At 69.2% G+C, this 22297-nt stretch carries 19 protein-coding genes, 2 pseudogenes and 1 riboswitch; of the genes and pseudogenes, 12 read left to right on the top strand and 9 right to left on the bottom strand.

Translation table 11 applies throughout. The annotated features are described in order from the left end of the window. Positions 1 to 235 precede the first annotated feature (235 nt). The gene (locus ACP4J3_RS40635; RefSeq protein ID WP_003992873.1) at positions 236 to 493 is read left to right on the top strand and encodes a WhiB family transcriptional regulator; all 258 of its coding nucleotides are present in this window, start codon (positions 236 to 238) and stop codon (positions 491 to 493) included. Between the two features lie 201 nt (positions 494 to 694). On the opposite strand, the gene ACP4J3_RS40640 is transcribed toward ACP4J3_RS40635, so the two are convergent. Both ACP4J3_RS40640 and ACP4J3_RS40645 read right to left on the bottom strand, forming a co-directional pair. Then, complete coding sequence (locus tag ACP4J3_RS40640; RefSeq protein WP_426541606.1) at positions 695 to 2161, bottom strand: sensor histidine kinase; 1467 nt, start codon at positions 2159 to 2161, stop codon at positions 695 to 697. Between the two features lie 423 nt (positions 2162 to 2584). Next, positions 2585 to 3217, bottom strand: a complete 633-nt coding sequence (locus ACP4J3_RS40645; protein ID WP_426541517.1) for a TetR/AcrR family transcriptional regulator — start codon at positions 3215 to 3217, stop codon at positions 2585 to 2587. Between the two features lie 96 nt (positions 3218 to 3313). Here ACP4J3_RS40645 and ACP4J3_RS40650 point away from each other — a divergent pair, with 96 nt between their 5' ends. Continuing rightward, positions 3314 to 4066, top strand: a complete 753-nt coding sequence (locus tag ACP4J3_RS40650) for an SDR family oxidoreductase (RefSeq protein WP_426541519.1) — start codon at positions 3314 to 3316, stop codon at positions 4064 to 4066. Positions 4067 to 4100: 34 nt separating this feature from the next. Here the strand turns inward: ACP4J3_RS40650 and ACP4J3_RS40655 are convergent, their stop codons facing one another. Further along, positions 4101 to 5189 carry an SIS domain-containing protein gene (locus tag ACP4J3_RS40655; protein ID WP_426541521.1) on the bottom strand — a complete coding sequence of 363 codons (1089 nt, stop codon included), beginning with the start codon at positions 5187 to 5189 and terminating at the stop codon, positions 4101 to 4103. Positions 5190 to 5419: 230 nt separating this feature from the next. Here ACP4J3_RS40655 and nagB point away from each other — a divergent pair, with 230 nt between their 5' ends. Continuing rightward, entirely contained in the window at positions 5420 to 6205 is a 786-nt protein-coding gene (nagB, locus tag ACP4J3_RS40660) for a glucosamine-6-phosphate deaminase (RefSeq protein ID WP_426541523.1), read from the top strand. Positions 6206 to 6257: 52 nt separating this feature from the next. Here nagB and ACP4J3_RS40665 read toward each other — a convergent pair whose 3' ends face one another. The 4 genes from ACP4J3_RS40665 to ACP4J3_RS40680 all read right to left on the bottom strand — a co-directional run bounded on the left by ACP4J3_RS40665 (position 6258) and on the right by ACP4J3_RS40680 (position 10969). Further along, positions 6258 to 7745 carry a glycoside hydrolase family 3 protein gene (locus tag ACP4J3_RS40665; RefSeq protein WP_426541525.1) on the bottom strand — a complete coding sequence of 496 codons (1488 nt, stop codon included), beginning with the start codon at positions 7743 to 7745 and terminating at the stop codon, positions 6258 to 6260. A gap of 9 nt (positions 7746 to 7754) precedes the next feature. Next, a complete protein-coding gene (locus ACP4J3_RS40670; RefSeq protein WP_426541527.1) occupies positions 7755 to 8585 on the bottom strand; it encodes a carbohydrate ABC transporter permease in 831 nt (276 codons plus the stop codon). 3 nt (positions 8586 to 8588) lie between these two features. Next, the gene (locus ACP4J3_RS40675; RefSeq protein ID WP_426541608.1) at positions 8589 to 9575 is read right to left on the bottom strand and encodes a carbohydrate ABC transporter permease; all 987 of its coding nucleotides are present in this window, start codon (positions 9573 to 9575) and stop codon (positions 8589 to 8591) included. Between the two features lie 116 nt (positions 9576 to 9691). Beyond that, entirely contained in the window at positions 9692 to 10969 is a 1278-nt protein-coding gene (locus ACP4J3_RS40680; protein ID WP_426541529.1) for an extracellular solute-binding protein, read from the bottom strand. Between the two features lie 305 nt (positions 10970 to 11274). Between ACP4J3_RS40680 and ACP4J3_RS40685 the strand changes: the two genes are divergently transcribed. The 9 genes and pseudogenes from ACP4J3_RS40685 (at position 11275) to ACP4J3_RS40725 (ending at position 19732) form a co-directional block, all read left to right on the top strand. Beyond that, entirely contained in the window at positions 11275 to 12039 is a 765-nt protein-coding gene (locus ACP4J3_RS40685) for a GntR family transcriptional regulator (protein WP_426541531.1), read from the top strand. An 8-nt stretch (positions 12040 to 12047) separates the two neighbouring features. Further along, a pseudogene (locus tag ACP4J3_RS40690) lies at positions 12048 to 12182 on the top strand (carbon starvation CstA family protein); the annotation flags it as partial. Positions 12183 to 12207: 25 nt separating this feature from the next. Further along, a pseudogene (locus ACP4J3_RS40695) lies at positions 12208 to 12375 on the top strand (CstA-like transporter-associated (seleno)protein); the annotation flags it as partial. 48 nt (positions 12376 to 12423) lie between these two features. Next, positions 12424 to 12678: a DUF3311 domain-containing protein gene (locus tag ACP4J3_RS40700; RefSeq protein ID WP_426541533.1), complete on the top strand. Its 255-nt coding sequence runs from the start codon at positions 12424 to 12426 to the stop codon at positions 12676 to 12678. Continuing rightward, on the top strand, positions 12675 to 14285 hold the full coding sequence (mctP, locus tag ACP4J3_RS40705) for a monocarboxylate uptake permease MctP (RefSeq protein ID WP_426541535.1): 1611 nt from the start codon (positions 12675 to 12677) through the stop codon (positions 14283 to 14285). The genes ACP4J3_RS40700 and mctP overlap by 4 nt, the downstream gene beginning before the upstream one ends. Before the next feature lie 72 nt (positions 14286 to 14357). Next, on the top strand, positions 14358 to 14864 hold the full coding sequence (locus tag ACP4J3_RS40710; protein ID WP_426541537.1) for a GNAT family N-acetyltransferase: 507 nt from the start codon (positions 14358 to 14360) through the stop codon (positions 14862 to 14864). A 52-nt stretch (positions 14865 to 14916) separates the two neighbouring features. Then, positions 14917 to 15057: riboswitch (cobalamin riboswitch) on the top strand. A gap of 124 nt (positions 15058 to 15181) precedes the next feature. Further along, positions 15182 to 17539 (top strand): ribonucleoside-diphosphate reductase subunit alpha, encoded by a 2358-nt coding sequence (locus tag ACP4J3_RS40715; protein ID WP_426541539.1) that lies wholly within the window; start codon positions 15182 to 15184, stop codon positions 17537 to 17539. After that, positions 17539 to 18552 (top strand): ribonucleotide-diphosphate reductase subunit beta, encoded by a 1014-nt coding sequence (locus ACP4J3_RS40720; protein ID WP_426541541.1) that lies wholly within the window; start codon positions 17539 to 17541, stop codon positions 18550 to 18552. Before ACP4J3_RS40715 ends, ACP4J3_RS40720 begins: the two co-directional genes overlap by 1 nt. 211 nt (positions 18553 to 18763) lie before the next feature. Next, on the top strand, positions 18764 to 19732 hold the full coding sequence (locus ACP4J3_RS40725) for a GlxA family transcriptional regulator (protein WP_426541543.1): 969 nt from the start codon (positions 18764 to 18766) through the stop codon (positions 19730 to 19732). Position 19733: 1 nt separating this feature from the next. On the opposite strand, the gene ACP4J3_RS40730 is transcribed toward ACP4J3_RS40725, so the two are convergent. Both ACP4J3_RS40730 and cyc1 read right to left on the bottom strand, forming a co-directional pair. Further along, complete coding sequence (locus tag ACP4J3_RS40730) at positions 19734 to 21113, bottom strand: cytochrome P450 (protein WP_426541545.1); 1380 nt, start codon at positions 21111 to 21113, stop codon at positions 19734 to 19736. Beyond that, complete coding sequence (gene cyc1 / locus ACP4J3_RS40735; protein WP_426541547.1) at positions 21110 to 22195, bottom strand: epi-isozizaene synthase; 1086 nt, start codon at positions 22193 to 22195, stop codon at positions 21110 to 21112. The genes ACP4J3_RS40730 and cyc1 overlap by 4 nt, the downstream gene beginning before the upstream one ends. Positions 22196 to 22297 lie beyond the last annotated feature (102 nt).

Genomic DNA, 22297 nt, shown 5'->3' on the forward strand with positions numbered 1-22297 from the left:
AGGAATCAAAAAAAACTTTCCGGAAGGGGTTGTATCCGTCGCTGAGGTTTGCGAGTCTCTACGTGGCGATCGGGACGGCCCGCAACACCGGCCTCCACTGATCACCGGAACCCCTCTTCAACTCACAGGACCTCGCCAGGGAACCTGGCGGTCGGCCCTTCACTTGTTGAGGGATTCGTGAAAGCGTTCACATTCACAAGCAATCAGCATGTAATACCAAGGAGAGGTAGCAGCCATGGACTGGCGTCACAACGCCGTTTGCCGCGAGGAAGACCCCGAGCTCTTCTTCCCCATCGGCAACACCGGTCCTGCGCTGCTGCAGATCGAGGAAGCCAAGGCCGTCTGCCGTCGCTGCCCGGTTATCGAGCAGTGCCTGCAGTGGGCGCTCGAGTCCGGTCAGGACTCCGGCGTCTGGGGTGGTCTCAGCGAGGACGAGCGCCGCGCCATGAAGCGCCGCGCCGCCCGCAACCGGGCCCGTCAGGCCTCCGCCTGACACACCCACCCCGCTAAAACAGCCTGAGCTTGGCGGCGCGTACAGCGAGTACGCATCTCCCGCCCCCGAGCCGCAGCGCGCAGTACCCCCGATGCGCGGCAGATGCCGGCAACGAGCATGTTGGGCCCCAGCCCCCTGAACGGGCTGGGGCTCTTTGCTGTCCAAGGACGTCCCGATGCTGTCCGAGGACCGTCCCGCCGCCTACTTGTGCGCCCGCACCGGGATGTCGAGGATCACCCGGGTCCCCCGCTCCGGCGCCGGCACCATGTCGAAGGTACCGCCCAACTCGCCCTCCACCAGGGTCCGTACGATCTGCAGGCCGAGGTTGCCCGCGGTCTGCGGGTCGAATCCCTCGGGCAGGCCCACCCCGTCGTCCTGAACGGTGACCAGGAGGCGGGACTGTTGCGTCGTGCCGCCGCGGACCGCCGTGACCTCGACCGTGCCGGTCTCGCCCTCACCGAAGCCGTGCTCCAGGGCGTTCTGGAGGATCTCCGTCAGGACCATCGACAGCGGGGTGGCGACCTCGGCGTCCAGGATGCCGAAGCGGCCGGTGCGCCGGCCGCCCACCTTGCCGGGTGAGATCTCGGCGACCATGGCCAGGACCCGGTCGGCGATCTCGTCGAACTCCACGCGCTCGTCGAGGGTCTGGGAGAGCGTCTCGTGCACGATCGCGATCGAGCCGACTCGCCGTACCGCCTCCTCGAGGGCTTCGCGGCCGCGGTCGGACTCGATGCGCCGGGCCTGGAGGCGGAGCAGCGCCGCCACGGTCTGGAGGTTGTTCTTCACCCGGTGGTGGATCTCCCGGATGGTCGCGTCCTTGGTGATCAACTCCTGCTCGCGGCGGCGCAGTTCGGTCACGTCCCGGAGCAGGACCAGTGAACCGATGCGGGTGCCCTTGGGGCTGAGCGGGATCGCGCGGAACTGGATGACCCCGTCCCCCGACTCGATCTCGAAGTTGCGGGGCGCCCAGCCGCTGGCGACCTTGGCCAGCGCCTCGTCCACCGGGCCGTGGGTCGGGGCGAGTTCGGCGGTGGTCTTGCCCAGGTGGTGGCCGAGGAGGTCGGCGGCGAGGCCGAGGCGGTGGTAGGCGGACAGCGCGTTCGGGGAGGCGTACTGGACGATGCCGTCGGCGTCGAGGCGGATCAGGCCGTCGCCGACGCGCGGCGAGGCGTCCATGTCGACCTGCTGGCCGGCGAACGGGAACGCGCCGGCCGCGATCATCTGCGCGAGATCCGAGGCGCTTTGGAGGTACGTCAGCTCCAGGCGGCTCGGGGTGCGGACGGTCAGCAGGTTGGTGTTGCGGGCGATGACGCCCAGGACGCGACCGTCCCGTCGTACCGGGATGGACTCGACGCGGACCGGGACCTCCTCGCGCCACTCCGGGTCGCCCTCGCGCACGATCCGGCCCTCGTCGAGCGCGACGTCCAGCATCGGGCGGCGGCCGCGCGGGACGAGGTGGCCGACCATGTCGTCCTGGTACGAGGTCGGGCCGGTGTTGGGCCGCATCTGCGCCACGGAGACATAGCGGGTGCCGTCGCTGGTGGGGACCCACAGGACCAGGTCGGCGAAGGAGAGGTCGGAGAGCAGTTGCCACTCCGAGACCAGCAGGTGGAGCCACTCGAGGTCGGAGTCGTCGAGGGCCGTGTGCTGGCGTACGAGTTCGTTCATGGAGGGCACGTGGCCGAGCGTACCTGGCGGTACGGACAGGACTCGAAACCAGCCACCAAGGACGGGGATCCGGCCGCGAAAACACCCGCGGGCCGCGGCGCCTGAGAGGGACCCTCAACCCTCCCGGCACCGCAGCCCGGAGCAATATCGGCCGTGGGGTGTGCGGTCCCGGTCGGCCGAAGGATGAGGATCCGGGGCAGTCAGGGCAGAGAGCTCCGGGTCCTCGGTCCGCCTTCCTGTGCGGGGAAGACGGAAGTCGGTGCGTTCTCGTACGACGCACTCCTTCGCATTGTGGACTAGACCACTCCGGTGTGTCCATGCGTTGGAGCGTGTTTGTTGTTGACGCTTCTGAGCGGGCTCCGAACCAGCGGGAGAACTAGTAGGACGCCCTCGCATACATCACGCAGCCTAACCCGTGTGGGTTCATGTGCGGGGCCAGATGGCCATGGCAATTTCAACGAGCGCCTCCAGTTCCTCCCGGCTCGCCCCGTCGCGTGCCTGTTGTGACATGCCCTGGATCATCGCGCCGGTGTGCCGGGCGAGGGCGGCGGCGTCGGTGCCGGCAGGGAGGGCGCCGGTGGCGATGTCCGCCTCGATACGGCCGCGGACGGCGTCGATGTTGGCGTTGCGCCGCTCGCGCAGGGACTCCTCCACCTCGGGGCTCGTGCAGTTGATGGCCGCGTGGACGACGAGGCAGCCGTGCGGGTGGCCCGGCGCCGTGTACTCGACGGCGGCGTCGCGCAGCATCCGCGCCACGGCCGCCCGGGCGGTGGGCTCCTCGGCGAGGGCGCGGTCGGTGAAGGAGCCGTAGCGGGCGCCGTAGAACGTCACGACCTCATCGAACAGCGCGCGCTTGTCACCGAAGGCGGCGTACAGGCTCGGCGCTCCGATGCCCATGACGCGGGTGAGGTCGGAGACGGAGGTGGCCTCGTACCCGTGCTCCCAGAAGGCCAGGACCGCTTTCTCCAGGGCGGTCTCGCGGTCGAAGGAGCGGGGGCGGCCACGGGGCTTGGAGGCCGGCGCGGTCTCGGTCTTCGTGTGCTGGGTGCCCACCATGGAGTGAATTGTATAGGGGTCGCTAGAGAAATGTCGGAGGTCTCCTGTACGGTCTTTTTGTAGCGACTGCTAGAGAATCCGCGAAAGGTACATGACATGACCGTGCTTGCAGGCAGGACCGCACTCGTCACAGGGGCGAGCAGGGGGATCGGACGAGGGATCGCCGAGCGACTGGGGCGCGACGGGGCGCGGGTCGGCGTGCACTACGGCAGGAACGAGGCGGCGGCCAAGGAGACGGTCACCGCGATCGAGGCGGCGGGCGGCTCGGCGTTCGCCATCGGCGTCGAGCTGGGGGCACCCGGGGACGCCGAGGCGCTGTGGGCGGAGTTCGACCGGCATGCGGACGGGGTGGACATCCTCGTCAACAACGCGGCGATCGGCTCCTCGTCGGCCCTCGACCGGATCGACGAGGAGGAGTACGACAGGGTCTTCGCGGTGAACGTGAAGGCACCGCACTTCATCGTCAAACACGGCCTCGGCCGGCTGCGGGACGGCGGCCGGGTCGTCAACATCTCCTCGGGGCTGGCGCGCACCGCGGCGATGCCGGACAAGATGGCCTACGCGATGACCAAGGGGGCGCTGGATGTCTTCACCCGGGACCTGTCCAAGGTGCTGGGCCCTCGCGGTATCACCGTGAACTCGGTGGCGCCGGGCATCATCGACACGGACAACACCGCCGGGCTGCTGTACGGAACCGAGGACGGGTGGGCCCGGGCCGCGGCGATATCCGCGCTCGGCCGGGTCGGGGCGCCGGCCGATGTGGCGGATGTGGTGGCGTTCCTGGCCTCGGACGCGGGGCGATGGGTGACGGGGAGCTGGGTGGACGCGACGGGAGGCTCGCTGACGTAACCCCCGCAGCCCGGACTGCGGTGCACAGAGCGCTTCAGCGCGTCTCCGTCACCTTCGCCAGCGCCCGCGGCGCGTCCGGATCCTGGCCCCGGGCGATGGTGACCTCGTGGGCGAGGAGCTGGAGCGGGAGGATCTCCAGGATCGGCTGGATCTCCTCGGGCACGTCCTCGGTGGGCAGGACGAAGCCGGCCGAGGCCTGCTCGACCTGGCGCCGGGGGCCGATGACGACCAGGTCGGCGCCGCGGCCGCGGAGTCGGTCGAGGACGGGCCGGAGGGCCTCGCCGCCCTTGCCGTCGGTGACGACCGCGATGACCGGGGAGACGTTGTCGACCATGGCGAGCGGGCCGTGCAGCAGGTCGGCGCCGGAGTAGGCGAGCGCCGGGATGTAGCTGGTCTCCATCAACTTGAGGGCGGCTTCCTTGGCGGTGGGGTAGCCGTAGCCGCGGGAGGTGATCACCATGCGTTCGGCGAAGCGGTAGCGGGCGGCCAGGGTGCGGACCTCGTCCTGCCGGGCGAGCAGGCGCTCGGCGAGGCCGGGGAGGACCTCGGCCGCGGCGCCGTCGCCGCCGCGCAGGCCTTCGACGAAGAGGTACAGCACGAGGAGGGAGGCCGTGTAGGTCTTGGTCGCGGGGAGGGCCCGCTCCGGTCCGGCCATGATGCCGAGGTGGTACTCGGAGACGCCGGCCAGCGGGGAGTCGGGGTTGTTGGTCACGGCGAGGGTGATGGCGCCGGCCTCGCGGGCGGCCTGAGTGGAGGCGACCAGGTCCGGGGAGCCGCCGGACTGGCTGACGGTGATGACGAGGACGTCGGTGAGGTCGGGGCGGGCGCCGTAGGCCGTGGTCGTCGACATCGAGGTCAGTCCGCAGGGCAGGCCGAGGCGGATCTCCAGAAGGTACTTGGCGTAGAGGGCGGCGTTGTCGGAGGTGCCGCGGGCGGTGAGCAGGACGAAGCGCGGTGCGCGGGCGGCGATCTCCTGGGCGACCCGGCGGATCGCGGGGGCGCCCCGGGTCAGGATCCGGCGCAGCACCGCGGGCTGTTCGGCCATCTCGCGGGCCATGATCCGGCCGGGGAGCTCGTTGTGGGGTGCCTGGGGGTCGGGAGGGTACGGGGTCGTGGTGGTCATGGGCCCTTCCTGCTCTCGCGCTCGTCGTGCCGGGCGGGACGGCTGTCTCCTCGGGCGGACAGTGTCCATTCCACTCCCCCACGGAGAATGACGCCTGCCCGACGGGCTCTCGACATGTTCATGGGCTCTTCTCCACCTGGGCCGTGGAGCGCCGCTCTGTTAGATTGGTCTAAACCACATGCCCCTTTCAGGGTGCCCTTCGAGTCCCTCTTCAGATCGGCAGGCCCAGCGTGGAAGTTGTCATCGTTCCGGACGCCAAGGCGGGTGGCGAGCTGATAGCCGAGGCCATCGCCCAACTGCTCGGGCGCAAGCCCGACGCCGTGCTCGGCGTGGCCACCGGGTCGACTCCGCTGCCCATCTACGCGGCGCTCTCGGCCAAGGTGCGTTCCGGTGCCGTGGACGCCTCGCGGGCGCGGATCGCTCAGCTCGACGAGTACGTGGGGCTGCCCGCCGAGCACCCGGAGTCCTACCGCTCGGTGCTGCGGCGCGAGGTGCTGGAGCCGCTGGGGATCGGGATGGACGCGTTCATGGGCCCGGACGGTACGGCCGAGGACGTGCAGGGGGCGTGCGAGGCGTATGACGCGGCGCTGGCCGAGGCCGGCGGGGTGGACCTGCAGTTGCTCGGGATCGGGACCGACGGGCACATCGGGTTCAACGAGCCGTGCTCGTCGCTGGCGTCGCGGACGCGGATCAAGACGCTGACCGAGCAGACCCGGGTCGACAACGCGCGGTTCTTCGACGGGGACATCGAGCAGGTACCGCATCACGTCGTCACGCAGGGGATCGGCACGATCCTTCAGGCGCGGCATCTGGTGTTGCTGGCCACGGGTGAGGGCAAGGCGGACGCGGTGGCCGCGACCGTCGAGGGGCCGGTCGCGGCCGTCTGCCCGGCCTCGGCGCTGCAACTGCACCCGCACGCCACGATCGTGGTCGACGAGGCCGCCGCGTCGAAGCTGAAGCTGGCCGGCTACTTCCGGCACACCTATGCCAACAAGCCGGAGTGGCAGGGGATCTGAGCCGACGTCGTCTCGGCTCCCCCTGAACCTGCGTTACGCAGTCGAAGGTCCCTCACTCCCCCGCGATGACCTCCGCCGCCGCGCGGCCGCAGACGCGAGCCGCGCCGTGGGTGGCGATGTGCAGGGTGCCTCGGGGGGCGGCCTGGGGGACGCCCATCTCGACCACGATCGTGTCGGGCCGGGCCTTCAGCAGGTCGTCCAGGGCCGCCGCCATCCAGGGGTGACGGTGCTCGTCGCGGACCACGGCCACCACCCGGCGGTCGCCGGCCGCTTCGAGGGCCGCTCGGCCCGCGTCCTCGCCGGTGTGGCTGCCGGTCCGCGTGCCGGGGAGCCGGCGCGCCAGTTCCGCCGCCACACCCCACGGCGTCTCGTCGCCGACCGCGATGTTGGCGACCGGGGTGAAGGCGGCGACGTACGGCGCTTCGGTGATCGGCGTGAAGGCCGAGGCGGCGGTCGTCCTCAGGGCGCGGCGGGCGGCGACGAGGCCGATGTCCGTGCGCACCTCGCCCCCGGCCGCCGGCGCCCCCGCCGTCGCGGTCCAGCGCGCCAGCTCCCGTACCCGCTGCGCCGCCTCCGCCAGCCGGGACTCGGCCAGCTCCCCGGAGCGCACCGCCCCCACCAGCGCGTCCCGCAGCCGCCGTACCGTCTCGTCGTCCGCGAGCCCGCCGCCCACGCAGATCGCGTCGGCGCCGGCCGCGATGGCGAGCGCGCTGCCGCGTTCGATGCCGTAGGTCGCCGCGATGGCCTGCATCTCCATGCCGTCGGTGACGATCAGGCCGCGGTAGCCGAGTTCGCCGCGCAGGAGATCGGTCAGGACCGGGCGGGAGAGGGTCGCCGGGTGGTCGGGGTCGAGGGCGGGGACGAGGATGTGCGCGCTCATGACCGCCCGGGTGCCGGCGGCGATCGCCGCGCGGAACGGGGCGAGTTCGCGGTCCGACAGCGTCTCCAGGGCCGCGTCGATGCGCGGCAGCGCGTGATGGGAGTCGACCGCGGTGTCGCCGTGGCCCGGGAAGTGCTTGGTGCAGGCCGCTACGCCCGCCGACTGCAGGCCGGTGACGTAGGCCGCGGTGTGGCGGGCCACCAGGGCCGTGTCGGCGCCGAAGGAGCGGACGCCGATCACCGGGTTCGCGGGGTTGGAGTTCACGTCCCCCGACGGGGCCCAGTCGAGGTTCACCCCGCAGGCGCCGAGACGGCGGCCGAGCTCGAAAGCCACATCCCGCGTCAGCTCGACGTCGTCCACCGCACCCAGGGCGTGGTTACCGGGGAAGCTCGAGCCGGCCCGCACCTCCAGCCTCGTCACATCACCCCCCTCCTCGTCGATCGCGACCAGCACGTCGTCCCGCTCAGCGCGCAACTGGGCGGTGAGGGCCGCAAGCTGTTCCGGCGAGGCGATGTTGCGGCCGAACAGGCCGACCGAGGCCAGGCCCTCCCCCAGGCGGCGCAGCAGCCAGTCGGGGGCGGTGGTGCCGGTGAAGCCCGGCTGCAGGACCGTCAGCGCGTCGCGCGTGAGGGTGTCTGTACCGCTGGCGAATGTCGTCATCGGGTGGCGTTATCCCTTCACGGCGCCGGCCGTCAGGCCGCTGACAGCCCTGCGCTGCAGGAAGACGAAGAGGATCAGGATCGGGAGGGCGAAGAGGGAGGACGCCGCCATCGTCGCGCCCCAGTCGTCGCCGAACGCGGTCCGGAAGCTGGACAGCCACAGCGGCAGGGTCTGCGCCTCCGCCTCCTTGTTCAGCACCAGGACCAGGGCGAATTCATTCCATGCGGTGATGAATCCGAAGAGGGACGTGGACATCAGGCCCGGCGCGAGCAGCGGCAGGATCACCTTGCGGAACGCCTGGGCGCGGGTGCAGCCGTCGACCATCGCGGCCTCCTCCAGATCCCGGGGCACCGCCGCGACGAAGCCGCGCAGGGTCAGGATGGTGAACGGCAGGATCATCATCGTGTAGAAGGCCGTCAGCGGCACGAGGCTGTTCAGCAGCGACGCGTCCCGCACGATCATGTACATCGCGATGATCATCACCTCCCAGGGTGCCATCTGGGCCAGCATGAAGCCGATCACGAAGCCGCGCCGTCCCTTGAACCGCATCCGGGCGAGGGCGAAGGAGCCGGCCAGCGCGACGACCAGGGCGAGGCCGACCGCGCACAGCGTGACGATCAGCGAGTTGGAGACGTACGTCCAGAAGTGGTCGACGCCGGTCGCCGTCCTGAAGTGCTCGAAGGTGACGTCGGTGGGGAACCACACCGGGTCCTCGGAGATGATGTCGCCGGTCGGTTTGAAGGCCGTGGCGAACATCCAGTAGACGGGGAAGACGAAGCCGATGAACAGGACGACGGCCGTGGCGTTGGGCCACAGTCGGCCGAAGAGGGAGCGCTTCACCGCTTAGACCTCCTCTTCCTCTCGCTTGAGCACGATCCTGAGGTAGTAGGCGGTCAGGCCGAGCAGGATCAGGATGGTCAGGACGGCGATCGCGGCGCCCATGCCGTAGTGCTGGTTGCCGACGCCCTCGATGTAGGCGTAGACGGGCAGGATCTCGGTGAGCCGGTCGGGGCCGCCGCCGTTGATGATGAAGACCTGCACGAACGCCTTGAAGACCCAGATGATCTCCAGGAAGGTCGTGGCGTGGAGGAAGGGGCGCAGGAAGGGCAGCGTCACCGTGGTGAAGCTCTTCCACATGCCCGCCCCGTCCAGCGCGGCGGCCTCGTACAGCTCGTCCGGGATGGTGGTCGTGGCCGCGTACAGGTTGATCGCGACGAACGGGATCGACATCCAGACGATCAGGACCGTGACCACGAAGAACGTCGACATCTGGCTGCTGGTCCAGCTGTAGTCGGCCATCGAATGCCAGCCCAGCTTGTCCAGGACCCAGTTGACGACGCCGAAGCGCTGCGCGAACAGCCACTGGTAGACGGTGGTCGCGGCGACCACGGGCATCGCCCAGGCCAGCACCAGCCCGACCATCAGCATGACCCGCATCCGCCTGCCGAGGCGGGCGAGCAGCAGGCCTACCAGGGCGCCGAGGACCATGGTCAGGGCGACGTTGACCGCCGTGAACAGGATCGAGCGCAGGGTGACGCGCCAGAAGTCCTCGCCGGTGAGGACCTCCTTGTAGTTGTCGATGCCGTTCCACTCGGTGACGTGCTGGATGAGCTGCGCCATGTTGAGGTTCTGGAACGACAGCAGGACGTCCTTCAGCAGCGGCCAGCCGAGCAGCAGCACGGTGGCCGCGCAGGCCGGCAACAGCAGGAGGTACGGGGTGAGCGCGCCCATGCGGGACGCGGCTCGGGGCCGCGGTCCGGCGGGCCCGCTCTCCACCCTTTTGGCCACGTCCACCGGCCCGGAGGGCGGCCGTTCGGTCTGCACGGTCATGCTCACGATCTCTCTTCTCGACCCACGTACATAGACCCACGCACTCAGACCCGCGTACGGTCGCCGGGGCGGGGGGCGTCATGCGCTTCCCCCGCCCCGGCGCGCACACCGGCGCGTTACTGCTGCTGCGCCAGACGCTTGTTGAACTCGTCCTCGACCTGCGCCGCGGCCTGGGCCGGCGACTTACCGCTCAGCACGGCGGTCATGTACGTCTTGATCGGGTTGGGCGCGTTCTCCACCGCCGCCCACTCCGGGATCAGCGGAGTGGTCCCACCGCCCGCGGCGGCCGGCGCGGCGGCCTCGGCGACGACGTTGCCCTTGAGGTTGGTCTGCAGCGACTCCTTGTTGGGGATGACGCCGTTGAGCTTGGCCAGCTCGCCCTCGTACTCGTCGGACAGGGCGATCTTCAGGAACTCCTTGGCCAGCTCCTGCTTCTTGCTGCCCGCGGCGACGGCGAGGTTGGAGCCGCCGAGGAAGACGCCCTCGGGCTTGTCGGCCGTGGCACCGGGGATGGTGAAGTAGCCGATCTCCTTCTCGATCTTCTTGTTGGCCTCGATCGCGATGCCGGCCTCCCAGCCCATCCCGATGAAGGCACCGACGTTGCCCTTGCCGAAGACCTCGCCCTGCTGCGGGGTGGACTCGTCCTTGTCCTTGGGCGCCTTGGACAGCGCCTGGAACTTCTTGTACGTCTCCATGGCGGCGGCGACCTTCGGGTCGGCGAGGTTGGAGACCCACTTGTCGCCGTCCTTCTTGACCAGTTCGCCGCCCTCGCCGACCACCAGGCCGACGAAGTGGTACCAGTTCTGGCCGGGCAGGTAGATCGGCTCGGCGTCGGTCTTCTCGCCGATCTGCTCGAGGTCGGCGTAGAACTCGTCGCGGGTCTTGGGGGTGTCCTTGATGCCCGCCTCGGCCCAGATCCTCTTGTTGTAGAGGACGACGCGGTTGGCGAAGTACCAGGGCGCCGCGTACTGCTTGCCGTCGAAGACGGAGGACTCGTTCAGCGACTCGGTCCAGTCGGCGCCGATCTCGGTCTTCAGGTCGGCGAGGTCGGCGAGGCCGCCGGTCTTGGCGTACGCCGGGGTCTGGGTGTTGCCGATCTCGAAGACGTCCGGCGGGTTCTCCTCCGACAGGGCGGTGGTCAGCTTCTGCTGGATGCCGTTCCACTGCTGGATCTTGAACTCGACCTTCGCCTTGGTCTTCTTCTCGAAGGCCGCGGCGACGTCCTTCTGCCACTGGTCCGGGGAGGAGCCGTCCATCACCCACACGGTGAGCGTCTGACCCTCGTAGCCGTCCGCCCCGGCCTTGTCCCCGCCGTCCCCGTTGTCGCCCCCGCACGCCGCCAGGGAGATCATCATGCCCGCGACACCGATCGCGGATATCAGCTTGCGCTTCACGCCACCCTCCTCAGGGATGCCCACACCTCCCGCCCACGGGCCGGGACCTGGACCAATGGTGTAGACCAGTACGGGGAGCTTGGACCAGACCAAAAGCCCTGTCAAGGGTCATCGAAAGGGCCCTGACCAGCCGTTATGCGACCTACATATGCAGGAACCTTTAAGTAAGAAGCCAGCGAAATCCCCGGCGCCGGAGTAATCTCGCCGCTAGACCACTCAGCGCTATGGACTAGACCAAAAGTGGCGGCGAAGGTATACAGAAGGGATCACGATGTGACCCGCATCCGGAGCCGGGAAGGCGAAGCATGAGCACCGACGTCAGCAGTGCGGAGAACGAGAACGGCGCTGCCGTCCGTACCGCCCGCGTGCCCAAGTACTACCGCCTGAAGAAGCACCTCCTCGACATGACGGAGACCCAGGCGCCGGGCACCCCGGTCCCGCCCGAGCGCACGCTGGCGGCCGAGTTCGACACCTCCCGCACGACCGTGCGCCAGGCCCTTCAGGAGCTGGTCGTCGAGGGGCGCCTCGAACGCATCCAGGGCAAGGGCACGTTCGTCGCCAAGCCGAAGGTCTCGCAGGCCCTGCAACTCACCTCGTACACCGAGGACATGCGCGCCCAGGGCCTGGAGCCGACCTCCCAGCTCCTGGACATCGGCTACATCACCGCCGACGACCGCCTCGCCGACCTGCTCGACATCACGGCCGGCGGCCGGGTGCTGCGCATCGAGCGACTGCGCATGGCCAACGGCGAGCCGATGGCCATCGAGACGACCCACCTCAGCGCGAAGCGCTTCCCGGCGCTCCGGCGCAGCCTGGTGAAGTACACCTCCCTCTACACCGCGCTCGCCGAGGTCTACGACGTCCATCTCGCCGAGGCCGAGGAGACCATCGAGACCTCGCTGGCCACCCCGCGCGAGGCGGGCCTGCTCGGCACCGACGTGGGCCTGCCGATGCTGATGCTCTCCCGGCACTCGCTGGACCGGGAGGGGCAGCCGGTGGAGTGGGTGCGGTCGGTGTACCGGGGGGACCGCTACAAGTTCGTGGCGCGGCTGAAGCGGCCGCAGGATTAGGCCACTTCGCGGCCGTCGCCCTCGCGGTCTGCACCACGCCGCTGGTGAAGTCGGGGCGCCTGAAGTGGGCCTGGATCACCGGGGTTCCGCTCGCCCGGGACGCCACCGTGACGCTCACCGCGAGCCGGCAGAAGGTGTTCTCCTTGGCGGGCGCCATACGACCGCTATGCCGCGCATGTACGGAGCGAGCACCCGGACGCGAGGGTGCCCACCCGGCGCGACTTCGAGCGGATGCGGACCGACCGTCAGGAGAACGACCCGCGGCCGCCGTACACACCATTCCTCCACATCCGGTATGCGGACAGGGTCTTCCGCTGTCGGTGCACCGTCACCTAGATTGCCTGCGCGTTTCTGTGGCGATCAGTGAGGGGACGGAGCCGTCAGATGTCAGATGCATCAGAAGCGAACAGAGGGCCGGTGGTGACGCCCGTACGGGTCGTCATCGCGCTCTGTCTCGTCGCGCCCTTCGTGGCGATGCTGTGGGTCGGTTCGTACGCCAAGCCCGATCCGGAGTTCGCCAGCATTCCGTTCTTCTACTGGTACCAGATGCTGTGGGTGCTCATCTCCACCGCGCTGACGATGATCGCGTACAAACTGTGGCAGCGTGACCAGCGCGCACGACGTGGAGGTGGCAAGTGAAGGACGGCGTGAACGGCGTCGCACTCGCCGTCTTCATCTTCTTCTTCCTGCTCGTCACGGTCATGGGCTTCCTGGCCGCGCGCTGGCGCAAGGCCGCCAACGAGAACACCCTGGACGAATGGGGCCTGGGCGGCCGGTCGTTCGGCACCTGGGTCACCTGGTTCCTGCTCGGCGGCGACCTGTACACGGCGTACACCTTCGTGGCGGTCCCGGCGGCGATCTACGCGGCCGGCGCGGCGGGCTTCTTCGCGGTGCCCTACACGATCCTCATCTACCCGCTGATCTTCACCTTCCTGCCCCGCCTGTGGTCGGTCTCCCACAAGCACGGCTATGTGACGACCTCGGACTTCGTGCGCGGCCGCTTCGGCTCGAAGGGCCTGTCGCTGGCGGTGGCCCTCACCGGCATCCTGGCGACGATGCCGTACATCGCGCTCCAGCTCGTCGGCATCCAGGCCGTCCTGGACGTGATGGGCATCGGCGGCGGCGAGAACACCAACTGGTTCATCAAGGACCTGCCGCTGCTCATCGCCTTCGGCGTCCTGGCCGCGTACACGTACTCCTCCGGGCTGCGCGCGCCCGCGCTGATCGCGTTCGTGAAGGACACGCTGATCTACATCGTCATCGCGGTGGCGATCATCTACATCCCGATCAAGCTGGGCGGGTTCGACGAGATCTTCGCCGCGGCGGACAAGAAGTACACGGAGAACGGTGTGGGCGGGCTCATCCCGCCCGCGGCGGGGCACTGGGGGTACGCCACGCTGGCGTTCGGGTCGGCACTGGCACTCTTCATGTACCCCCACTCGATCACGGCGACGCTGTCCTCGCGCAGCCGTGAAGTGATCCGCCGCAACACGACGATCCTGCCGCTGTACTCCCTGATGCTCGGCATGCTGGCGCTGCTCGGCTTCATGGCCATCGCGGCCGGAGTCATCGTCGCCAACCCCCAGTTGGCGATCCCCCAGCTCTTCGAGAACATGTTCCCCGACTGGTTCGCGGGCGTGGCCTTCGCGGCGATCGGCATCGGCGCCCTGGTGCCTGCGGCGATCATGTCCATCGCGGCGGCAAATCTCTTCACCCGCAACATCTACAAGGACTTCATCAGGCCGGACGCCACGGCCGAGCAGGAGACCAAGGTCTCCAAGCTGGTCTCCCTGCTGGTGAAGGTGGGTGCGCTGGTCTTCGTCCTGGCGATGGACAAGACGGTCGCCATCAACTTCCAGCTCCTGGGCGGCATCTGGATCCTGCAGACCTTCCCGGCCCTGGTCGGCGGCCTGTTCACCCGCTGGTTCCACCGCTGGGCGCTGCTGGGCGGCTGGGCGGTCGGCATGATCTACGGCACGGTCGCCGCGTACGGGGTCGCCTCCCCGACGCAGAAGCACTTCGGCGGCTCCTCGGCGGAGATCCCCGGCATCGGTGAGATCGGCTACATCGGTCTGACGGCGTTCGTGCTGAACGTGGTGGTGACGGTGGTCCTGACCTTCGTCCTGAAGGCGGCGAAGGCGCCCGAGGGCGTCGACGAGACCAGGCTGGAGGACTACACGGCGGACGCGGGCGACCCGGGCGTGCAGGTGGAACTGCCTCCGGCGACCGCGGGATCGTCCCACTGAGCACCTGACGCCGACGGGCCGCCGGAGGAATCCGGCGGCCCGTTGTCGTACCCGTCCGGCAGACTCGCCCGCATGGACATCGCGATCCGGCAGGCGGAACCCGGCGAATACGACAGGCTCGGCGAGATCACCGCCCAGGCCTACCTCCAGGACGGCCTCCTCGACTTCGGCGAGAGTGACGCATACCTGGCCGAGCTGAGGGACGTGGCCAAGCGGGCGGCCGCCGCCGAGGTGCTGGTGGCCGTCGAGAGCGGCCGGCTGCTGGGCGGCGTGACCTTCGTGCCGAGCGGCGGCCCGATGGCCGACATAGCCGCCCCCGGCGAGGCCGAGATCCGCATGCTCGCGGTCGCGCACGACGCGCGGGGCCGGGGCGCCGGCGAGGCCCTCGTACGCGCCTGCGTCGACCGTGCACGGGCCACGCAGGGCTGCGTACGGATCGTGCTGTCGACCCAGCGCACGATGCACGGCGCTCACCGCATCTACGAACGCATGGGCTTCGTCCGCACACCCGAGCGGGACTGGAACCCGATCCCGCATCTGGACGACATCACTCTCCTCACCTACGAGTTGACGCTCTGAAACCACCGCGACACAACATCTGGGGGTGGCGTGGCGGGCGAGCACAAGATGTATGCTCTTCCTCGCTGTCGCCGCAGGGGAATCCGGTGCGAATCCGGAACTGTCCCGCAACGGTGTACTTGTGCATGTCCGTTCCCGAAAAACGCCGTGCACAGGAGTCAGTCCGAGGACCTGCCGACAGCGCGCCCGGCCACCCGGCCGGTGCGCCCTGACGTCCGGGCCTCGTGGAATGGGCCGGTGGACGCGACGCCGCGTGCGCTCGTGAGCTGCCCCTGCCCTCCGCAAGGCCCCCGTGCCGAGCGAGGGAGAGCCCCCACGTGACCATCGCGCCAGCAGACCCGGCCTCAGCCGTCCCGACCAACGAGGACGCTCCGGGAACCGCTTTGCTGCGGACCCTCACCGAGCTGACCGCCGACCTCCCCGACGCCGACGCCGGCCGGGTCGCCGCCGCCGCGCTGCGCGGCCGGTCCGCCCTCGCGGACGAGACGGAGCTGCGCGAGCTGGCCACCGAGGCGGCCGCCGGTCTCATCTCCGAGGACCCCGCCTACAGCAGGCTGGCCGCCCGGCTGCTGACCATCTCCATCGCCGCCGAGGCCGCCTCGCAGGGCGTGACGTCCTTCACCGAGTCGGTCGCGGTCGGGCACCGGGAGGGCCTCATCGCCGACCGGACCGCCGAGTTCGCGCGCGTCCACGCGGCCCGGCTGGACGCGCTCATCGACCCGGCGGGCGACGACCGCTTCGGCTACTTCGGCCTGCGCACCCTGCACAGCCGCTACCTCCTGCGCCACCCCCACACCCGCAAGGTCATCGAGACGCCCCAGCACTTCATGCTGCGCGTCGCGGCGGGCCTCGCCGAGGACGACACCCCCCGCTCCGTGGACGAAGTCGCCGCGCTCTACGGGCTCATGAGCCGCCTCGACTACCTCCCCTCCTCCCCCACCCTGTTCAACTCCGGCACCCGGCACCCCCAGATGTCGTCCTGCTACCTCCTCGACTCCCCTCTCGACGAGCTGGACTCCATCTACGACCGCTACCACCAGGTCGCCCGCCTCTCGAAGCACGCCGGCGGCATCGGCATCGCGTACTCCCGCATCCGCAGCCGCGGTTCGCTGATCCGCGGCACCAACGGGCACTCCAACGGCATCGTCCCGTTCCTGAAGACCCTCGACGCCTCGGTCGCCGCCGTGAACCAGGGCGGCCGGCGCAAGGGCGCGGCCGCGGTCTACCTGGAGACCTGGCACTCCGACATCGAGGAGTTCCTGGAGCTGCGCGACAACACCGGTGAGGACGCCCGCCGTACGCACAACCTGAACCTCGCGCACTGGGTCCCGGACGAGTTCATGCGCCGGGTCAACGCCGATGAGGTGTGGAGCCTGTTCTCCCCCTCCGACGTGCCCGAGCTGGTCGATCTGTGGGGCGAGGAGTTCGACGCGGCGTACCGCAAGGCGGAGGCCGCCGGGCTCGCGAAGAAGACCATCCCGGCCCGTGACCTCTACGGCCGCATGATGCGCACCCTCGCGCAGACCGGCAACGGCTGGATGACCTTCAAGGACGCCGCCAACCGCACCGCCAACCAGACGGCGCTGCCGGGCCATGTCGTGCACTCCTCCAACCTCTGCACGGAGATCCTGGAGGTCACCGACGACGGGGAGACAGCGGTCTGCAACCTGGGGTCGGTCAACCTCGGCACCTTCGTGGACACGGCGACCGGCGACATCGACTGGGAGCGGCTCGACGCCACCGTGCGCACCGCCGTCACCTTCCTGGACCGCGTCGTCGACATCAACTTCTACCCGACCGAGCAGGCGGGCCGGTCGAACGCCAAGTGGCGGCCGGTGGGCCTGGGCGCGATGGGGCTGCAGGACGTCTTCTTCAAGCTGCGGCTGCCCTTCGACTCGCCGGAGGCCAAGGACCTCTCCACGCGTATCGCCGAGCGCATCATGCTCGCCGCGTACGAGGCCTCGGCCGACCTCGCCGAGCGGGGCGGTCCGCTGCCGGCCTGGGAGAAGACCCGTACCGCCAAGGGGGTCCTGCACCCCGACCACTACGGCGTCGAACTCACCTGGCCGGAGCGCTGGGCCGCGCTGCGCAGCCGTATCGCCACGACCGGCATGCGCAACTCCCTCCTGCTCGCCATCGCGCCCACCGCCACCATCGCGTCGATCGCCGGCGTGTACGAGTGCATCGAGCCGCAGGTGTCCAACCTGTTCAAGCGCGAGACGCTCTCCGGTGAGTTCCTCCAGGTCAACTCCTACCTGGTCGACGAACTGAAGCGGCTCGGCGTCTGGGACGACCGCACCCGTGAGGCGCTGCGCGAGTCGGGCGGCTCGGTGCAGGACTTCGCCTGGATCCCGGCGGACGTACGGGCGCTGTACCGCACGGCGTGGGAGATCCCGCAGCGCGGGCTCATCGACATGGCCGCCGCCCGGACCCCGTTCCTGGACCAGTCCCAGTCCCTGAACCTGTTCATGGAGACGCCGACCATCGGCAAGCTCTCCTCGATGTACGCGTACGCCTGGAAATCGGGCCTGAAGACGACGTACTACCTGCGCTCGCGCCCGGCGACCCGCATCGCCCGCGCCGCCCAGGCCACCATCCCCGTACAGCAGCCGGCCCCCGAAGACGCCGTCGCCTGCTCCCTGGAAAACCCCGAGTCCTGCGAGGCCTGCCAGTAATGACCACCCGTAACCAGAACCTGCTCGACCCGGGCTTCGAGCTGACTCTGCGCCCGATGCGCTACCCCGACTTCTACGAGCGCTACCGGGACGCCATCAAGAACACCTGGACCGTCGAGGAGGTCGACCTCCACTCGGACGTCGCCGACCTCGCCAAGCTCAGCCCCGCCGAGCAGCACCTCATCGGCCGGCTGGTCGCCTTCTTCGCGACGGGCGACTCGATCGTCGCCAACAACCTGGTGCTGACGCTGTACAAGCACATCAACTCCCCCGAGGCGCGCCTGTATCTCTCGCGCCAGCTCTTCGAGGAGGCCGTCCACGTCCAGTTCTACTTGACGCTGCTGGACACCTACCTCCCCGACCCGGAGGACCGCGCCGCCGCCTTCGCGGCCGTGGAGAACATCCCCTCCATCCGCGAGAAGGCCGAGTTCTGCTTCAAGTGGATCAACGAGGTCGAGAAGCTGGAGCGCCTGGAGAGCCAGGCCGACCGGCGTCGCTTCCTGCTCAACCTGATCTGCTTCGCGGCGTGCATCGAGGGCCTGTTCTTCTACGGCGCCTTCGCCTACGTCTACTGGTTCCGCAGTCGGGGCCTGCTGCACGGTCTGGCCACCGGCACCAACTGGGTGTTCCGCGACGAGACGATGCACATGTCCTTCGCGTTCGACGTCGTGGACACCGTCCGCAAGGAGGAGCCGGAGCTCTTCGACGACCGGCTTCAGCAGCAGGTCACCGACATGCTGAGGGAGGCCGTCGAGGCCGAGCTGCAGTTCGCGCGCGACCTGTGCGGTGACGGCCTCCCGGGCATGAACACCGACTCGATGCGGCAGTACCTGGAGTGTGTCGCCGACCAGCGTCTGACGCGGCTCGGCTTCGCTCCGGTGTACGGCTCCGAGAACCCCTTCAGCTTCATGGAGCTGCAGGGCGTTCAGGAGCTGACCAACTTCTTCGAGCGGCGTCCGTCGGCGTACCAGGTGGCGGTGGAGGGCACCGTCGACCTGGACGAGGACTTCTGAGCCTCGGCCGCCCTCAGCTGGCGGTCGATCCGGCGCTCGTGAAGGTGTCCCACGAGCGCCGGACCCGCCAGGAGGACAAAGAGAACCACTACGGCCATGTATTCGAGGAGTGCGTCCATGCCGTAAGTCTCATACCGACAGGACACTCCTGACAGTGGCAGGACTGCCGTACACCCTCGATTTACTGCCACTTCTGAGGCACACTGGCAGCATGCTGAAGAACGTGGCGGCCGTCCTGCTCGACGGCGTGCACCCCTTTGAACTGGGCGTCGTGTGCGAGGTGTTCGGCATCGACCGCAGCGACGAGGGGCTGCCCACCTACGATTTCGCCGTCGTCTCGGCGGAGGGACCGACGCTGGGCACCCATGTCGGCGGCCTGTCCGTCTCCACACCGTACGGCCTGGAGCGGCTGGAGGAGGCCGATCTGATCGCCGTGCCGGCGGGGGACGACTTCGTCACCCGCGACTATCCGCCCGAGCTGCTGGACGCCCTGGTCAGGGCCGTCGAGCGGGGTGCGCGGGTGCTCAGCGTGTGCTCCGGCGTCTTCGTGCTGGGGGCGGCCGGGCTGCTCGACGGGCGGCGCTGCAGTGTGCACTGGAAGCACGCCGGGGAACTGTCCCGCCAACACCCGCGGGCGGTCGTCGAGCCCGATGTGCTGTACGTCGACGAGGGGCCGGTGGTCACCAGCGCCGGCACCGCCGCCGGCATCGACGCCTGTCTGCACATCGTGCGGCAGGAGCAGGGGCTCGAGGTCGCCAACAAGATCGCCCGGCGCATGGTGGTGCCGCCGCACCGGGACGGCGGGCAGGCCCAGTACATCGAGCGCCCGCTGCCCCGCTCCCAGTGCGACACGGTCGGCGCGGTGCTGGCCTGGATGGAGCGCCACCTCGACGAGGACGTCACCGTCGAGCAGCTCGCCGAGCGCGCCCTCATGTCGCCGCGCACCTTCGCCCGCCGCTTCCAGCAGGAGACCGGCACCACTCCCTACCGCTGGATCCTGCGCCAACGGGTGCTGCTGGCCCAGCAGTTGCTGGAGGCGACGGACGAGACGGTGGACGCGATCGCGGGCCGAACGGGGTTCGGCACCGCGGCCGCGCTGCGCCATCAGTTCGTACGGTCGCTGGGGACGACGCCGAACGCCTACCGGCGGACGTTCCAGGGCCCCGAGGCGGCCGCCTGAGTCACTCCCACGGCACGGAGCGCAGCAACAGCGTGTGCGGGTGCAGCGTGATGCCCACCCGGGTCGTGTCGTTCGAGCCGGGCGCCTGTTCGAGGCGGTACTCGGCGGACAGCGCCGCCGTGATCAGTGTCAGCATCGCCATGGAGAAGTGGTCGCTCGGACACTTGCGGTTGCCGACGCCGAACGGGCTCATGGCGTATTTCGGCACCTCCTTGGCGCGTTCCGGAAGCCAGCGATCGGGGTCGAACTCGAGGTGGTGGCCGTACGACTTCGGGTCGCGCTGGATGGCGTAGGGGCTGTAGACGATGTCGGCCCCGGCTGGAATGCGATAGCCACCGAGTGATGTGTCGGTCACCGCCCGTCTCGTCAGAATCCAGATCGCGGGGCGCAGCCGTATCGCCTCCACGACGACATTGTTGGTGTGCCTCAGCCCGCGGACGTCCTCGAATGCCACGGGCCGGCCGCCGGTGACCGATTCGACCTCCGTGCGTACCTTGTCGGCGTGTTCCGGGTGTTCCGCGAGCACTTGGAGCAGCCACAAGATCGTGGAGGCCACGGTTTCGGTGCCGGCGGTGAATATCGCGACGACCTGGTCGTGGATCTCCTGCTCTCCGATGGGTTCGCCATTCTCGTCCTTCGCCGCCAGCAATGCCGTCAGCAAATCGTCCGGCTTTTGACCGGATGCCCGGCGTTCGGCGACGACCTCGTCGACCAGGAGATGAAAATCGGCCAGGGCGCCGTTGAATGCGCGGTTGGCGGGGAGCGGCAGCTTGTAAAGCGGCCCGAGCGGGATCACCATCCGCCGGTACATGCCGCTGAAGAGGGTGTCGAGCGCGGCGCACAGCCGGTCGGCCCGCTCGTCCATGTAGGCGCCGCGCAGCAGACAGCGGGCGACGATCCGCACGGCGATCCGGAAGGACTCGGCGGTGCAGTCGACGGTCTCACCGGGCCTGAAGCGCTCGGTCAGGGCGTGCGCCTCCTGAGCCATGACCGGCCCGTACGCGGGGATCGCGTCGAGCCGGAAGGCGGGCTGGAGGGTGCGCCGCTGACGCCGGTGCCGGGGGCCGTTGGCGGTGGCCACGCCCTCCTTGCCGAGCAGGCTCTCCAGGGACTCCCACAGCGGCCCGGCGATCTCGAAGTCGGTGCTCAGCGCCAGCGCGCCGGTGAGGTCCGGCGTGGTGACGGCGTACACCGTCTTCGGGCCGAGCTTGATGCGCACGACGTCGCCGTGATCGCGGAGCGCCGCCACGAAGGCCAGCGGATCGCGGACCAGCTTCCAGCCGTGGCCGAGCAGCGGAACCCTGCCGCCGGCGAGCGGCGGTTCGCGCAGTTCCGGCGGCGCGGGTGGCCGGGCCTCGGGGCGGACGGAGTCGATGGTCATAGCTCACCTGCCGCTTCGTTGTCGACGTACGGGGGCGTGGACCGGTCGTCCCAGCTCTCGACCCGGTAGCGACCGGACTCGTGGTGGAACCAGTAGACCGAGCTGAACCAGTTGCGCATATTGCCGACGCAGGCGCGCACGGCGGTGGCGAGTTCCTTTCCGTGCCGCGTGCCGTCGGCCAGGGAGTCGGCGAATTCCCGGGCCTCGCGCTCGGCGACGAGGAAGTCGGACACACAGTCCTCGACCCGTCGTCTGACTTCCGTCACCGTCTCTTCGAGAGTGAGCCCTTTGTGGGTGATGAGGCTGATTCCGAGATTGTGGACCTCGTCGCCCGCTATTTCCTTCGGGAACGAGCACAGATCGTTGTACCAGGCGGCGAAATCCTGACTCAGCAGTGCCGCCCGCCGATATGCCGGGTGGTTTCGCACGGGATCCGGAAGTTCCATTCCGGCGCTCGGCTCCAGCAGATCGGTCCAGATCGCGTGCGCGAAGGTGAGCCGGCGCAGTTCGAGGTATTCCTCGACCGTGGGGATTCGTCCCTCGGTGCGGTTGTGGAATTCCTGGTCGTACGCCTCTATCACGGCGTGGAAGTGCCGGGCGAACCGGGCGTTCCAGGTGCCGGGAAGGAAGGAGTACAGCCGCCCCACGCTGTCCGCGAGCCCCGCGACCAGCGGGTCCTCGTGGTGCAGATGCTCCTCGGGGGACTCCAGCGCCGCGTGCAGCCGTAGTTCGAGCCGCCGCCACGCTTCCGGGCGGTGATGGACGATGTCGCGGTCGTGCCGGTCGTCCCACACGAAGAACCACGCGCTGTAGTCCGCGATCGCCTGGAGGACATCGTCCGGGGCGCCCATGTAGTACCCCGCCATGAGGTCGGTGTAGCAAAGGCCGTCGGCATGGTCCTCGACCTTGTCGGGCGGCATCAGCCGCTTCTGAAGCAGCCAGGTGCGGGTCTTCTCCTGGAGCCGGGGCCAATACGGATGGAGTTGCCTGGGAAACGCCGCCTCGATCACCGGGAGAGAGAGCGACGGTGGCACCGGGACCGCCGCCGGTGTCGCTGTGGTGCTGTCTGAGAAAGCATGCACGAACGAACTCCCCTCAGCCGCCTGTCCCCGCGCTTCCATTCAGCACCACAACTGACCGTTTTGGGAACGGATTTGCTTGTTTCCTGCACGAGATCGAACGCG

The sequence above is a fragment of the Streptomyces sp. UG1 genome (genome assembly GCF_049974585.1).
GTDB lineage: Bacteria > Actinomycetota > Actinomycetes > Streptomycetales > Streptomycetaceae > Streptomyces.

Bases quoted from the DNA above. Each gene is read 5' to 3' on its own strand.
- ACP4J3_RS40635 (WP_003992873.1), top strand. From the start codon at position 236: ATGGACTGGCGTCACAACGCCGTTTGCCGCGAGGAAGACCCCGAGCTC.
- ACP4J3_RS40640 (WP_426541606.1), bottom strand. From the start codon at position 2,161: ATGAACGAACTCGTACGCCAGCACACGGCCCTCGACGACTCCGACCTC.
- ACP4J3_RS40645 (WP_426541517.1), bottom strand. From the start codon at position 3,217: ATGGTGGGCACCCAGCACACGAAGACCGAGACCGCGCCGGCCTCCAAG.
- ACP4J3_RS40650 (WP_426541519.1), top strand. From the start codon at position 3,314: ATGACCGTGCTTGCAGGCAGGACCGCACTCGTCACAGGGGCGAGCAGG.
- ACP4J3_RS40655 (WP_426541521.1), bottom strand. From the start codon at position 5,189: ATGACCACCACGACCCCGTACCCTCCCGACCCCCAGGCACCCCACAAC.
- ACP4J3_RS40665 (WP_426541525.1), bottom strand. From the start codon at position 7,745: ATGACGACATTCGCCAGCGGTACAGACACCCTCACGCGCGACGCGCTG.
- ACP4J3_RS40675 (WP_426541608.1), bottom strand. From the start codon at position 9,575: ATGACCGTGCAGACCGAACGGCCGCCCTCCGGGCCGGTGGACGTGGCC.
- ACP4J3_RS40685 (WP_426541531.1), top strand. From the start codon at position 11,275: ATGAGCACCGACGTCAGCAGTGCGGAGAACGAGAACGGCGCTGCCGTC.
- ACP4J3_RS40700 (WP_426541533.1), top strand. From the start codon at position 12,424: ATGTCAGATGCATCAGAAGCGAACAGAGGGCCGGTGGTGACGCCCGTA.
- ACP4J3_RS40710 (WP_426541537.1), top strand. From the start codon at position 14,358: ATGGACATCGCGATCCGGCAGGCGGAACCCGGCGAATACGACAGGCTC.
- ACP4J3_RS40720 (WP_426541541.1), top strand. From the start codon at position 17,539: ATGACCACCCGTAACCAGAACCTGCTCGACCCGGGCTTCGAGCTGACT.
- ACP4J3_RS40725 (WP_426541543.1), top strand. From the start codon at position 18,764: ATGCTGAAGAACGTGGCGGCCGTCCTGCTCGACGGCGTGCACCCCTTT.
- ACP4J3_RS40730 (WP_426541545.1), bottom strand. From the start codon at position 21,113: ATGACCATCGACTCCGTCCGCCCCGAGGCCCGGCCACCCGCGCCGCCG.